This window comes from Alkalinema sp. FACHB-956 (assembly GCF_014697025.1).
Lineage (GTDB): Bacteria > Cyanobacteriota > Cyanobacteriia > Leptolyngbyales > Leptolyngbyaceae > Alkalinema.
In genome coordinates this window covers 127,795-142,028 of sequence record NZ_JACJRC010000007.1, presented here as the reverse complement: position 1 = coordinate 142,028, position 14,234 = coordinate 127,795, and the positions used below count along the sequence as shown (strand labels likewise).

The window sequence follows — 14,234 nt, the reverse complement described above, 5'->3', positions numbered from 1 at the left end:
TGGAGGTATTGGGATGGTTCAGGCTACCCAGGAACGGAAAAAGAGTTTTTCGAGTTTCTCCTACAAAGAGGCGTTTCAGCAGTTGGGGATTATTGAGTTGTCTCGCTGGTCGTTGGCGGAGCCTCTCGGAACGGGAATCGAGGCGGAGCCTGTGCCAATTAGTGATTTTTTTCGGCAGCGGCTGGAGCGGTTGCAGCGGTTTGATTTGGAGAGTTTGGAGGTGTCGAAGACGCTGTTGATTGATGCGATTTGTGAGGAGGGGTTAGAGGGGTTTGATTCTCGTGGCGAGAGGTTTCACCAACGGCTGAAGGTGTGGAAGGGGGCTTATCTAGAGGGGGAGAAGACTTGTGGGAATGCAGATTATTTGATTGCCCAACGGCGGGCTTATTTGGAAGGGCCGTTTGTTTGTGTCATAGAAGCGAAGAAGGATGACTTTGAGCAGGGGACGGCGCAGTGTTTGGTGGAGATGCAGGCTTGTCAGTGGAGTAATCGGGAGTTGGGGCGATCTGTGCCGATTTATGGGATTGTGACGAATGGGGAGGGGTGGAAGTTTTATCGGTTAGCGATCGATGGATCGGTTTCGGAGACCTTGCTCCATGGGATTGGGGAGATGTCAATTTTGTTGGGGCTGTTGCGATCGTTCTTTGGCTTGTGTGTGCAGAACTTGGATATGGTGACAGGAGTTTCGTAATGGTGGATTATATTACGGACTGAAGGCCAAGATGATCAACAAATGGGATGAAATCCCGATCGGCGAATAGCAGTTCGTGATTGTTTTCGATACAAAAGGTGGCGATGATTACGTCGATCGTTTTGCGGATGGTGATGCCTTGTTTGCGGAGGGTGCGGAAGTTATCGGCGCTTTTGATGGCGAGGTCGGCTTCGAGCAGGTTAAAGACGGTGAGGTTGGTCAGCAGGCGCTTGGCTGTGTTGTAGTCGGCATCTTGGCGAAAGCCTTGGAGGACTTCGGTGAGGATGAGGTTGCCGATCGCGATCGGTTGGCTGGTAAGGAGTTGGTCGAGGCGATCGACTTGTGGGGTGGATTGGCCGTTGAAGTAGTCAATCCAGACGCTGGAATCTACAATAATCATGTACTGTTTTACTGCTCGATGTCGGTGCGCAGTTGGTCAAGGTTGCCTTCCCAGGGGAGGTTGCCGCGCCAAGCCCGGATGGCTTCTTGGTTTTTCATTTGGATGAGCAGTTTGAGGGCGAGTTCGACGACTTCTTGTTGGGCACTGAGTCCGGTGGCTTTGAGGGCATCGGTGACGAGGGTATCATCGATTTCGATGTTGGTTTTCATGGGTTTGGGGTGATTGTTGGTTGACTTACGTGTAAACTAGTGCGGGTCTATTTCTGATTATAGGCGGTTGGGATCGTGGGTAAGAAGCAGAAGCTAGAACTGACGTGGATTGGCAAGGATGTGCGGCCTAAGTTGGAGCCGCGGATTTTGCTGGAAGATCCGGAGAAGTCTTACCATGCGGCCCAGCGGGTGACGGAGCAGGATATTTTTGATAATCGGTTGATTTTTGGGGATAATTTGCTGGCGCTGAAGGCGTTGGAGACGGAGTTTGCGGGGAAGGTGAAATGTGTTTTTATTGACCCACCGTACAATACAGGCAGTGCGTTTACCCATTATGACGATGGATTAGAGCATTCGATATGGCTGTCGATGATGCGAGACCGATTGGAAATTATTCGGAAGTTGTTATCGGAAGATGGATCGTTATGGATAACGATCGATGATACAGAAGCGCATTACCTCAAAGTTATGTGTGATGAAATATTTGGAAGACCTAATTTTGTTGCTAATGTAGTTTGGCAAAATAGATATTCTAGATCGAATGATGCAAGTCTTTCCCTTTCCCACAACTCAGTACTCGTTTATGCTCATGAGCCTGAACGGTGGAAAAAAATACGTAATAGATTAGCTCGAACAGAGACACAAGCTGGACAATACAAAAACCCCGACAACGACCCTAATGGCCCTTGGCGAGCGATTCCCTGGGATGCCCCCAATCTCCGGCCTAACTTGTCCTATCCAATCAAAACGCCAACAGGGAAAGTCAGAATGCCACCATCCGGTAGATGCTGGTCTCGAACTGAGGCTCAGTGGTTGGAGATAGTGGAGTCAGGATTAGCTTATTTTGGAAAATCAGGAGATGGTGCCCCATCTTTCAAGCAGTATCTAAAAGATGCTTCAGACATTGTTCCAAATACTTGGTGGAACCACGAAGAGACAGGTCATACAGATGAAGCCAAAAAGGAAATGCATTTATTATTTGGTAAAGATCAGGCGTTTGACACTCCGAAACCTGAAAGACTTCTACATAGAATTCTTCACATTGCCACCAACCCCGGCGATCTCGTCCTCGATTCCTTCGCAGGCTCCGGCACCACAGGCGCAGTCGCCCACAAAATGGGCCGCCGCTGGATCATGATCGAACTCGGCGACCATTGCCACACCCACATCATCCCCCGCCTGCAAAAAGTCATCGACGGCCAAGACCCCGGCGGCATCACCAAAGCCACCCACTGGCAAGGCGGCGGCGGCTTCCGCTACTACCACCTCGCCCCCTCCCTCCTGCAAAAAGACAACTGGGACAACTGGGTGATCAACCCCAGCTACAACGCCGCCATGCTCGCCGAAGCCCTCTGCAAACTCGAAGGCTTCACCTACGCCCCCTCCGACACCCACTACTGGCAACAAGGCCACTCCACCGAAACCGACTACCTCTACGTCACCACCCAAACCCTCAGCCAAACCCAACTCGCCCACCTCAGCGAAGAAGTCGGCCAACACCGCACCCTCCTAGTCCTCTGTAGCGCCTTTCGCGGCAAAACCGACCAATTCCCCAACCTCACCGTCCGCAAAATCCCCAAACAAGTCCTCGATCGCTGCGAATGGGGCAAAGACGACTACAGCCTGCAAATCGAAAACCTGCCACAATCGCCACCCAAAAACTCAACCCCCACTGAACCACAACCCAAAAAACGCGCTAAAACAGTAAAAGTCGAAGGCCAACTCGACCTAGGACTGTAACATTAGCTCCCCATTCTCAATCACTATCCCCATGAACCGTCACGTCAACGCCATCTCCGGTCGCCTCAGCCTCCGCCAACCCCAACGTGACTCCCTCACCATCCTCGATCGAGTCTGCGAAATCCTCCCACTTCGCAAAGAGATCGATCGGAACACGGCCCTCGCCACGATCCAAGCCGAATTTCCCAGCGTCACCGACTTCGATCGGGAATTCCCCTCTCTCTGCTTCTCCCTCGCAACCGGAGTCGGCAAAACCCGCCTCATGGGAGCCTTCATCACCTACCTCCACCTCGCCCACGGCATCAAAAACTTCTTCGTCCTCGCCCCCAGCCTGACAATCTATAACAAACTCATCACCGACTTCACCCCAAATACGACCAAATACGTCTTCAAAGGCATTTCCGAATTTGCAATGAACGCACCTGAAATCATTACAGGTGACAACTACGAAAAATCCGCCTCCACGATCGAAGGCTTATACAACTGCAAAATCAACATCTTCAACATCTCCAAAATCAACTCCGAAGTGCGCGGCGGCAAAAGTCCCAAAATCAAACGCCTCTCCGAATACATCGGTGAAAGCTACTTCGATTACCTCGCCGGACTAGATGATCTCGTCATCCTCATGGACGAATCCCACCGCTACCGCGCCTCCGCCGGACTCCGCGCCATTAACGAACTCAAACCCATCCTCGGCCTCGAACTCACCGCCACCCCCAAAGTCGAAACCAATAAAGGCGCAATTGATTTCAATAACATCATCTATGACTATCCCCTAGGCAAAGCCCTAGTTGATGGCTTCGTTAAAGAACCCGCTGTCGCCACCCGCAGAAACTTCAAAGCACTGGGCCTATCTGCCGAACAAATCGAACAGATAAAACTTGAAGATGGCATCCGCCTGCACGAAGAAATTAAAGTCGAACTCGATACCTACGCCCGTAACAATAACGTCAAAACCGTAAAACCCTTCGTCCTCGTAATTGCCCGCGACACCACCCATGCCGCTGCCCTGGTCGAACTGATGCAATCCGATCGGTTCTTTGAAGGCCGATATCGCGATAAAGTACTCCAAGTCGATTCCAGTAAAACCGGAGCCAAAGAAGACGAAACGATCGAACGTCTCCTTAAAGTCGAAAGCCCCGACGAACCCACCGAAATTGTCGTCCACGTCAACATGCTCAAAGAAGGCTGGGACGTCACCAACCTCTATACCATCATTCCCCTACGTGCCGCCAACGCCAAAATCCTGATCGAACAAACGATCGGACGGGGCTTGCGCCTTCCCTACGGCAAACGCACCGGAGAATCCGCAGTCGATCGACTCAACATCGTCGCCCACGATAAATTCCAAGAAATCGTCGATGAAGCCAAAAAAACAGATTCCCAGATTCAGGTTCAAGTTCGCTACATCTCCGAAGTGCCCCAACCGAAACCCAACACCGTCACCATCATTCCTAATCTAAACGCTAAACTAGGTCTCCCAACCCAACCCTCAACAGGTCAAACCACAGGCACTCAACCCACGATTAATCCTGTAACAACGCTCAGTCCATCGATCGAACCCATCTTCAAAACACCTGCTGAGCAAACAGTCGCCCACCTCACCTACAAAGCGTTAAGGGATTTAGAAAATAAACCGAACGAAGTGCCTACCAGTGCAACTTTGGCCACTCCCGCAATTCAAACACGAGTCAAAGCGGCTGTTGCACAAGCCTACAAAGTGCAGCAAAAAATCCCTGATAAACAGCTTGAGCTAGAAGGAATTACCCCAAAATTAGAACCTGCTCAAATTGACAAAATTGTTGCCAAAACTACAGACCTGTTTATTCAGCAAACGATCGATATCCCTAAAATTGTAGTATTACCCACTGGTGAGATCCGATCGGGCTTTCATCCCTTCACACTCGATCTCAGCAACCTCAACTATCAAACCCCAGACAGTGCCCTCTGGATTCAAACCCTCCGCGATCAAGAAGTCGAAATTTTGCAAACAACTAACCAAGGCATCCAGGAAAATCGATTAGAAGATTACATCGTCGCAAAACTCGTTGACTTTGACGATATTTCCTACAGTGAACAATCGAATTTACTCTACGACCTTGCCGGACAAGTACTTCAGCATTTCCGCAGCTACCTCAATGACGATAACGATATTCGTCAAATTCTGATTGTTCACCAAAGCGCGATCGCCAATCTCATCCACACCCAGATGCAGCCTCACTTCTGGGAAGAAGCCACTAGTTATGAAGCCACCGTCAGTCGCGGTTTTACTGAGCTGAAGCAGCCAAGCTATACAGTTGCCCCTGATGCTGTGTTGGATTATCGCCAATCTCCCAGCGATAAAAGCAATATGTCTAAATATCTATTTGGTGGTTTCTCACGCTGTCTATATAGTCATCAAAAGTTCCAATCAGATGCTGAGCGGATTTTGTCGATCATCCTCGATCGTGAATCACTCAAGTGGTTCAAACCCGTCAAAGGACAATTCCAAATCTATTACCAATGGCAAAACACTCAACCCGAATACCAACCTGATTTCGTTGCTGAAACCGATGACACTATCTATATGTTGGAACCAAAGGCACGGAAGGATATGGATTCCGGTGACGTAAAAGCTAAAGCGATCGCTGCAATGCAGTGGTGCAAAAATGCCTCAGATTACACTCAAAAAAATGGTGGAAAGCCCTGGAAGTATATCCTCATTCCCCATGATGACATTAAGGAAAATATGACCCTGCAAGGGTTGGCAACTAAATTCGTAAAACAAACCAGTGAGAACTAGGCTCCAACTTACAATCATCATAAGACCTAATTATTAGACCGATGCAGGTACCCAGCACTATCGTTCTGTTATAAATATTGATCACAATTGTGTGCTTGATTTCGATAACCGCTTAATGTTCAATCCAGCGTAGATTCCTAGGATCTACCATGAAGCGGTTAGAAGCATGGTTAGAATCAAAGTGGGCTATAGTTTGGGTTGGTGTTTTGCTGGGAGGTCAATCATGGCTCGATCGCTCACTTTTTTCACCATTGCGTTAACGCTGAGTGGGTGTGCAACGGTTCCCCTGGGTAACTACAGTACACCTTCTCCAGCCCCCTCCGTTTCCCCCATGCGTCGCGCGGGGGAAGTGGGTACCATTGTGGATCCTAACGAACTCAAACAAAAAAAATTGTTTGAATTGGCGAAACCTGGCACAACTAAGAATCCTGCCAAATCCCCAAAATCGGGAGCCCTCCTGTCAGCAGAAGAGGTGAACACTCGCTTGCAGGACGCACAGGATAAGGCGGAGAGTGCCAAGAGCGTTGCAGTTGTTGCCCAGTCCCAGGACGATTGGAACTTGGTGTTTCTCCGTTGGGAACGGGCGATCTCGTTACTGAGATCCATTCCACCCAAGAGCCCCGGTGCGCAATCTGTCCCCAAGTTGCTTGCAGAATATCAACAACAGCTAGCTCAAGTGAAGGCAGAAGCAAAAGCAGCCTTGACGCCGAAGAATAGTGGGCCGATCGTGATTCAACGGGATCCTAAAGCCGCTGGCCGAACGATTATTTTGGGCGGTGAAGCAGAACCCAAATCACCCAAGTCTGGGAATCAGGAGGCCAAACCCGGTAGCCCACAGCCCTCTGCGGACCCGTCAGCCAGCCCTTCCCCTTAAACTTTACAAGCAAAATATTATTCTCAAGTTTTCCTAGCGGCTAAGGATCTGCCACGCTATAATTGAGGTAACAGACCACGGGGCTGTAACGGTTTCGACAGGTTGGCGAACGTTACGTCGTGATGCAGGTCGAGAGGGAGTCCACTCTCGTAAATCTAGGCTCAAACAAAATAGATGCAAACAACATCGTACCTTTTGCTCGTAAAGCAGCTCCTGTAGTTGCCTAATTAACCTCTAATCGGTTCGAGCGCCACCGACGTGACTCCGTTAAGCGTTGCTGGCAAACCCTCAACGGATGCTCTAGGGAAATTCTCTCCGGTTATACCCTAGCTAAGACTTAACCAGGGCATCCTACTCGTTGGGATAATAACGAGTTCCCGTTCTGAGGACTAGAAGAACTAAACCTGTGAATGAGTGATGTATTAATACCCAATTTGGACACGGGTTCGACTCCCGTCAGCTCCATTCAATTCATAAAACTTTAGGGTTCATCTTATATTGATCTGGAGTTCTATCCTTCATTAAATACTAGGTAGGAAGCAATTCTATTAGCGCAAACTCCCTCCCTTGTTTGGAATTCCAGATCAAAAAATTCTTGCTCACGCCAAACACTTTTTACAATCCTGACAGCAATCACATCAGGGCTTTTTAAAAGCGTCTCAACAATTTCCAATAAGCCTTCTAATGTTACTCCACCTATGTTAGTTTTTGTTGGCAGAGGGCGAATAGCTCCATTGGTATCTGTTTGACAGAAAAGGCCATCATCACTTCGACAAGTGCATTTCACCATTTCTTGATTCATATAGTTAGAAGTGACTCAATTTTTACTGACAAAACTCGATTATCTACCACCACTCAAAACTTGCCCTACAGAGAAGGAAAGCTCTGGGAAAGTGGGAGAAACAATTGTATCATCGCTCCTGAAGTCTTGGAACCGATACGTGCCATCAGTCAGATTGCCTACTTTCACCACGGCTCGATCGGGATCAATAATCCACATTTCGGAAATCCCTCGAGCGGCATATTCAACCGGCTTCTGATGATAGTCACGCTGGTAATTCTCAGAGGACTTGGTGCCTGGGGAAACAACTTCGATGACGATGAGCGGGTTCGGTTCGTTCAGCTTTAGGCAAGCTTCCGATCTGCCCATGAGCGCAGCCAAGGATTCTTCCGAATGAATAATTAAGTCAGGCTCCCGGGCACTGGCATGGGTTCTTGCAACCTGAATCTTTTGTTTGATTCCAATGCGGTAGTGAGGAAGCCCTAACTGCCAAAAGCAGTTCATTAGAAACACTGCTATCAAAGTATTAATCGTACTTTCGGTACCCATATTGACTAGAATGCCATCAACCAACTCGTAACGGACTTCTGTCCCGTCGTCATAGGTCAGATACTCCTCAAGACTGATTCTTTTGGGAATGGCAACAGTCATGGGAACCAGCTCCCTGATTGAACTTCTAGATAAGTTCCATTATATCGGTCTTATTTCTACTCTGTAATCTTAGTGTAGAGAAATCGGATCACTGTATTCTCCCAAAAAAGACAAACTTTGAAAGAATTTGAAAGAATTTAGTGGAATTTCCGTTCTTTAGGCGATCGGGTCTGTAGCATTAACCCATCAAGTCGCATTCATCGATTCAATTTCAGAATTTTGGTTGATTCATTTTCTTCAGAGGTTGGTATGGCATTCACAAATGGGACGATGATCCAATATTTCCATTGGTATAGTTCCGACAAGGGCATTCTATGGGACGAAGTGAAAACAAATGCAGCGGAACTGGCAGCCAACGGGTTTACAGGCATTTGGTTACCACCCGCCTACAAAGGATTATCCGGTCAGTATGATGTGGGCTATGGCGTTTATGATCTCTACGACTTAGGCGAATTTAATCAGAAAAATTCTATCCGCACTAAATACGGCACCAAACCACAATACCTAGATGCCATTCGATCGCTGCAACAGGCCAACATGCAAGTCTATGCTGATGGCGTCTTGAACCACAAAATGGGGGGGGATACCGCAGAAACCATGAAAGCCACGCCCTTTTCCCAGGATAATCGCATCACGCCCAAAGGGGGCATGCAAGACATTAAAAGCTATACCGCCTTTACTTTCCCCGGTCGATCGGGCCAATATTCCAACTTTGAATGGCATTGGTGGCATTTTGATGCGGTGGATTACAACGATTACAACCCCAACGATCGTAGTACGGTTTATCTTCTTGAAGGCAAAGTCTTTGATGATTACGTTGCCTTAGAAAAAGGCAATTTTGCCTATCTCATGGGTTGTGACTTGGATTGTCAGCATGTTGATGTGCGTCGAGAATTAATTAACTGGGGCAAATGGTATCTCGATACCACAGGTGTTGATGGATTTCGCTTAGATGCAATTAAACACATTTCTGCTTGGTTCTTTCCAGAGTGGATTGATGCATTAGAAAAATATGCGGGGAAAGATCTCTTTGTCGTTGGTGAATATTGGTCCCCAGATATTCAATCCTTACATTGGTACATTGACTTAACGGGTGGCCGCATGGCTATTTTTGATGTACCGCTACATTACAATTTCCATTACGCCAGCAAAACAGGACGCAATTACGATCTCCGCCGCATTCTGGATGGAACCTTGATGCAGCAGCGTCCAACCCATGCCGTCACCTTTGTCGAAAACCATGATTCCCAACCCCTACAAGCACTGGAATCCGTGGTGGAACCGTGGTTTAAGCCGTTGGCCTATGCTTTTATTCTGCTTCGTCAGGAAGGATATCCCTGTGTGTTCTATGCCGATTACTATGGCGCGGAATACACCGATCGGGGTCGGGATGGCAATCAGTACCGTATTGTGATGCCGTCCCACCGTTGGTTGATCGATCGCTTCCTACAAGCTCGTCAACAGTACGCCTATGGTGAGCAGATTAATTATTTCGATCATCCCAATTGCATTGGTTGGTCGCGCCTAGGGGATCGGGATCATCCTAAAGCGATGGCGGTGTTAATGAGTAATGGCACCGATGGTTATAAGTGGATGCGGGTGGGCAAACCTAACATGGTATTTCATGACCTAACCCAGCACATTTCCCACCCCGTCACAACCAATCACGATGGTTGGGGTCAGTTCTTCTGTAAAGGCGGCTCCGTTTCCGTTTGGGTTGAAAGCGCTTAATGATTAATCGTTGTTGATTGCGTTCGGATTACGTTTTTCCACGATCGACCGTTTATCAATCATCGTAATCATCGTTGGCACATCTGGGGAAACTTTATCCGCAAGATTTAGTTCATTCACTACCTGTGGGAAGGTTTTCCCCTCGGTCATGCGGTAGGCAATTTCTTCCACATCATCCCAAGCCAGATCACTTTGCAAATAAGCTTTCACCATCACATTTAATAAATTTTCCCACTGTGTTCCTTCTTCCTTGATCAACATGGCATGGGGAACAGCTAATTCCTTCGGAAAACGGTAGTACCAAGTACTTGGTTCTCTTTTGCGAACAGCATCAAATAACGTGAGATGATCATTATTATTAACCGCTGCATCTAGATCAGTGGCCAGAATAAACATCGGTGGCGTAGGTTCCGACTGGGCACGATTTACAGCTTCTTGGCCTATCCGTAAGATAGCCTTGGTGGCAGGTATGGGAAAACCAGAATAGCCAACCCGATCCATTTCGGCTTTATCTTTCCATTCCACATAGTCCTTGGAGTAAGTTGCTAGCAAATCCAAGACAAACCGACTATTACCTAAATAGGGAGCAAACAACAGCGATCGAGTAATGTCTGTTGCTTTTTCCACCGAAAGCCATGTAGCCAACGTACCGCCCCCCGATAATCCCCCCACAACCACTTCATCACCCAACGTTTTGGCACTTTTCAAACAGTCGATCGCAAAATCTTTATAGACCTGAGACTCTAGCGGCAGCGGCGGCGGATTATTTTTATCCCAATTCCCAGCTCGGCCATGACCGGGCAAAAGAGGAATCATAATGTTATAGCCTGCTTGGTAAAGGATTTGGCCTAGGGAAGCAAACTGAAACGGAGCTGCCGTAAACCCATGAAAAAATAGACAGACTTTACCAGTGTCTTTGGGTTGAATTAAAAATCGCGATCGGCATTGCTCGTTACGAAGTCCAATGCTATCCTCTCGGAACTTGGTCTGCTGAACGAGCAAATTAGTCATAGCAGTTCGATAGAGATGGGTGAGTAGATTTGCCATAGCCAAGAGATGCACAAAGTAACCGATGTTCAAAGCACTCAGAGATTGAGACCCGTCGCATCCCACCAACAAGTAGCTGGGGAGAACTCTGAGTGGGAATTCTCTGATTACTCATTTCTGATTACTCATTAAGGGTAACCAGAGAATTCTCAAATGGATACATCCGTGGCTGGAAATTTTGCGGAGATCAACCATCAAAGAATGACGCTCTCTCGATCGAATTTGACCAATCCCTCAAACTTTGGCAATGCCCCAAAAACTGCTACGCCACCACCATCGTCCCGATTCCAGAGTCGGTGAAAATTTCCAGCAGGAGCGAATGGGGTAACCGACCATCAATGATGTGGGCAGCCCGCACCCCTTGAGCGAGCGATCGTACACAGCAGCTCAACTTAGGAATCATGCCCCCAGAAACTGTACCGTCATCGATGAGTGCGCGGGCTTCCCGAATCGTCAGTTGCGGAATTAGGCTATCCGGCACCTTAGGATCCTTCATCAGTCCCGGTGTATCCGTGAGCAGAATTAACTTCTCCGCCCCCAAAGCCGCCGCAATTTCCCCGGCCACCGTATCAGCATTAATGTTGTAGGACTGACCCATCTCATCCGCCGCCACACTGGAGACGATCGGAATGTGCCCATCATTAATCAACACTTCAAGCAGTCGCGGGTTCACTGTGGACACCTCCCCCACAAAGCCGACCCCTTCTTCATCGGCAGGGCGTGCCGTCAGCAGGTTACCATCTTTGCCACACAGCCCCACCGCAGAGCCGCCCGCTTGGTTGACCAGGGCCACAATTTCCTTATTTAACCGACCCACTAACACCATTTCCACCACATCCATCGTGGGGGCATCGGTGACGCGCAGGCCGTTTTTGAACTGGGGTTCGATGTTCAGTTTACCCAGCCAGGTATTGATTTCCGGGCCACCCCCATGAACCAGCACCGGACGAATGCCCACCGATGCCATAAACACCACATCCCGAATCACCTGATCCTTCAGGGTGCTGTCCTTCATGGCTGCACCGCCGTACTTGACCACGATCGTCCGCCCTGCAAACTGTTGGATATAGGGCAACGCCTCGCTCAGAATATTGACCCGAACCGAGGCATCAGCAAGGCAGTTATCAAGGGGCATGGACATGGCGATCGACCGCTGGTTAAAAAAACAACGTTATCTAGATTACAAGATGATATGGAGGATGACGTGAGATGTGAGGGACTGATGAGATTCCTCTTCTCAAATTACTCCTCTAAGCGAAAGGGCTTTTGGCGGTTCAATTCTTCGATCGTGGCGTCCTGATCCCGCTTTTCCTGGCAGGCTTTGGCCAAGGCAAGGAGGATGCGATCGCAAATTTCCTCCGGCGTATCCGTTTCCCCTAGCATAATTCTCAGGTCGGCCTGGGCATAGAGGGCTTGGCGATCGGCGTAGAGCGATGTCAGCTTGGTTTCCAGGTCGGTGCCCTGGAGGAGTGGACGGGTGGTATCTGCCTCTAGACGGGTTTTCAGAATCTCGATCGAGGCATCCAGCCAGATAATCACCCCATGGCGCAAGTAACCCCAATTTTCCGGTTTCAGGACGATGCCGCCCCCCGTGGCTACCAACTTGCGACCATGACCCGCAATTTCCGCCAGCACTCGGGTTTCCAGTTCCCGAAACACCGCTTCTCCAGATTCGGCAAAAATTTGGCTCACGGGCTGCTGGGCTACCTGTTCAATCACCGTATCGCTGTCAAAAAACTGGTAACCCAAGCGATCGGCTAGGACTTGACCAACGGTGGACTTGCCGGATCCCATCATGCCAATGAGATAGAGGTTGGTGCCTTGCAGGGCTTGGTGGACGGTGGTGGGATTAACGATCATCTTCTAGGTTGCGGGAGGGAGGGACAATCACTCGAAATTCTGCGTCTACAACATCCTGACGCACGGGCTGGCGGGGTTGGGGTTCACGGGCCGGTTGGGGCCGATCGACCACAGGGCCATTATCCCAATCATCGTCCCAATCTTCAGCCCCAGGATTTTCTGTACCCCAGTCATCATCCCAATCTGCCCGATCGCGGGTTTGATCACGAGAAGCTTGACGATTTTGCTGCCGATCGCGGGTTCGATCGCCCGATCGTTGCCCCCAGCGCGGTAACTTCACCGCTGTGGTGGATAGCTTGAGCAGGGCGGTGATGGCGAAGCTGGTTCCACTGCCCAACAGTAAAGCTAGGAGCAACCACAGGGAAAGCGGCCATTGCCCCAGCGCCACACCAAAAAAGACCAGCGGCAAGCTCGTGCTGAAGTTTTGCCAAGTGAAAATGGCTAACCCCAGGGTCAGCACTAGGAGGGAAACTAAGCGGACAATGGGCATGGTAGCTAGCTGATGGCCGATCTGCATCAGCCCTCGATCGAACATCTTCCAGCTTAGCCCAGAGGGGATAACCCTAGCGTTACGACCCATGAATTCACGGCGACATTACAGCAACATTTACAAAGTTAGTGAGCCAGAGACGATCGCTACAATGCTCAATGGTCGTTACGGTAATTTAAATTTCGATGGTTCAAGTTCTGGATTCGGCTGCTTTTGTCTATCAACCGCCCGATCGGGCCAAGGGTGCCCAGCGCATTCTGGTCAAGCCGAATTTGGGGTATCCCGCAGCGCCCCCGGTGACGGTGAGCCTAGCGGTGTTGGGGCAGGTGTTACAGGGATTACGGCAGGCCAGCCCCACGGCGGAAATTTTGATTGTGGAGGGGGTCTGTTCGCCGGTGAGCCTAGCCACGATCGCGGCAAAACGGGGGCTAGATCAGGTGTTGGACGGGGGAATGCGGCTGTTGGATGCGGATACGTTGGAACTGGCGGAATATGAGAATCGATCGCCCCAACCCGTGCGCTTCAAAACCCTTTGGGCACCCAAGCTACTGCAAGAAGTGGACTGCCGCATTACGATCGGAGCCTTCAAGCGCACAATTCTGAAGGATGAACCGCTGATTTCGGCTTCGTTGAAAAATCTCTATGGGCTCTTTCCCCGTGCGAAATATAAAGCCCGCAGTGCCAATTCTCGCGGTCAGTTACATCGCCCCAGCGTGCCGGAGGTGTTGCAGGATGTCTATTTTTCCATTGGCTACCTGTTTGATGGGGCGGTGGTAGATGCCACGGAACGCTTTGTCAGCCGGGATTGGAAACCCGATCGCGGGACTGCTCTGCCCTGCGGTAAGGTGTTTTGCGGCGAGGATCCGATCGCGGTCGATCGGACGGCCTGCGAGGTCACGGGGGAAGCGATTCCACGGTATATTGAGGCGATCGAATGTCTGCGAGACCGGGGATTTTAGCACCTTAAGCCTCTCGGCC

General features: G+C 49.6%; 14 protein-coding genes and 1 other RNA gene. 7 read left to right on the top strand and 8 right to left on the bottom strand.

The window, feature by feature from the left end; genetic code table 11:
* Positions 1–13: 13 nt before the first annotated feature.
* Positions 14–691 (top strand): hypothetical protein, encoded by a 678-nt coding sequence (locus H6G21_RS10525; RefSeq protein ID WP_190573361.1) that lies wholly within the window; start codon positions 14–16, stop codon positions 689–691.
* Between the two features lie 7 nt (positions 692–698).
* On the opposite strand, the gene H6G21_RS10520 is transcribed toward H6G21_RS10525, so the two are convergent.
* Together H6G21_RS10520 and H6G21_RS10515 are read right to left on the bottom strand one after the other, a co-directional pair.
* Complete coding sequence (locus H6G21_RS10520) at positions 699–1,091, bottom strand: PIN domain nuclease (RefSeq protein ID WP_190573360.1); 393 nt, start codon at positions 1,089–1,091, stop codon at positions 699–701.
* Positions 1,092–1,099: 8 nt separating this feature from the next.
* Positions 1,100–1,300: a type II toxin-antitoxin system VapB family antitoxin gene (locus H6G21_RS10515; protein ID WP_190573359.1), complete on the bottom strand. Its 201-nt coding sequence runs from the start codon at positions 1,298–1,300 to the stop codon at positions 1,100–1,102.
* Positions 1,301–1,375: 75 nt separating this feature from the next.
* Between H6G21_RS10515 and H6G21_RS10510 the strand changes: the two genes are divergently transcribed.
* The 4 genes from H6G21_RS10510 to ssrA all read left to right on the top strand — a co-directional run bounded on the left by H6G21_RS10510 (position 1,376) and on the right by ssrA (position 7,164).
* Positions 1,376–3,040, top strand: a complete 1,665-nt coding sequence (locus tag H6G21_RS10510; RefSeq protein ID WP_190573358.1) for a site-specific DNA-methyltransferase — start codon at positions 1,376–1,378, stop codon at positions 3,038–3,040.
* 31 nt (positions 3,041–3,071) lie between these two features.
* Entirely contained in the window at positions 3,072–5,822 is a 2,751-nt protein-coding gene (locus H6G21_RS10505; protein ID WP_190573357.1) for a DEAD/DEAH box helicase family protein, read from the top strand.
* 166 nt (positions 5,823–5,988) lie between these two features.
* Positions 5,989–6,696, top strand: a complete 708-nt coding sequence (locus tag H6G21_RS10500) for a hypothetical protein (RefSeq protein ID WP_190573356.1) — start codon at positions 5,989–5,991, stop codon at positions 6,694–6,696.
* A 79-nt stretch (positions 6,697–6,775) separates the two neighbouring features.
* Positions 6,776–7,164, top strand: a transfer-messenger RNA (tmRNA) gene (gene ssrA / locus H6G21_RS10495).
* Positions 7,165–7,207: 43 nt separating this feature from the next.
* On the opposite strand, the gene H6G21_RS10490 is transcribed toward ssrA, so the two are convergent.
* A complete protein-coding gene (locus H6G21_RS10490) occupies positions 7,208–7,498 on the bottom strand; it encodes a hypothetical protein (protein WP_190573355.1) in 291 nt (96 codons plus the stop codon).
* Positions 7,499–7,537: 39 nt separating this feature from the next.
* On the bottom strand, positions 7,538–8,128 hold the full coding sequence (locus H6G21_RS10485; protein ID WP_190573354.1) for a Uma2 family endonuclease: 591 nt from the start codon (positions 8,126–8,128) through the stop codon (positions 7,538–7,540).
* Positions 8,129–8,377: 249 nt separating this feature from the next.
* On the opposite strand from H6G21_RS10485, the gene H6G21_RS10480 reads away from it, so the two are divergent.
* Positions 8,378–9,859: an alpha-amylase gene (locus tag H6G21_RS10480; RefSeq protein ID WP_190573353.1), complete on the top strand. Its 1,482-nt coding sequence runs from the start codon at positions 8,378–8,380 to the stop codon at positions 9,857–9,859.
* Between the two features lie 3 nt (positions 9,860–9,862).
* On the opposite strand, the gene H6G21_RS10475 is transcribed toward H6G21_RS10480, so the two are convergent.
* The 4 genes from H6G21_RS10475 to H6G21_RS10460 all read right to left on the bottom strand — a co-directional run bounded on the left by H6G21_RS10475 (position 9,863) and on the right by H6G21_RS10460 (position 13,256).
* On the bottom strand, positions 9,863–10,906 hold the full coding sequence (locus H6G21_RS10475) for an alpha/beta fold hydrolase (protein ID WP_190573352.1): 1,044 nt from the start codon (positions 10,904–10,906) through the stop codon (positions 9,863–9,865).
* Between the two features lie 262 nt (positions 10,907–11,168).
* A complete protein-coding gene (gene argB, locus H6G21_RS10470) occupies positions 11,169–12,047 on the bottom strand; it encodes an acetylglutamate kinase (protein ID WP_242041757.1) in 879 nt (292 codons plus the stop codon).
* 101 nt (positions 12,048–12,148) lie between these two features.
* On the bottom strand, positions 12,149–12,766 hold the full coding sequence (locus H6G21_RS10465) for a shikimate kinase (protein WP_190573351.1): 618 nt from the start codon (positions 12,764–12,766) through the stop codon (positions 12,149–12,151).
* The gene (locus tag H6G21_RS10460) at positions 12,756–13,256 is read right to left on the bottom strand and encodes a hypothetical protein (protein ID WP_190573350.1); all 501 of its coding nucleotides are present in this window, start codon (positions 13,254–13,256) and stop codon (positions 12,756–12,758) included. The genes H6G21_RS10465 and H6G21_RS10460 overlap by 11 nt, the downstream gene beginning before the upstream one ends.
* Positions 13,257–13,441: 185 nt before the next feature.
* Here H6G21_RS10460 and H6G21_RS10455 point away from each other — a divergent pair, with 185 nt between their 5' ends.
* Positions 13,442–14,215, top strand: coding sequence for a DUF362 domain-containing protein (locus H6G21_RS10455; protein ID WP_190573349.1), 774 nt, complete (start codon positions 13,442–13,444; stop codon positions 14,213–14,215).
* Positions 14,216–14,234: the final 19 nt, after the last annotated feature.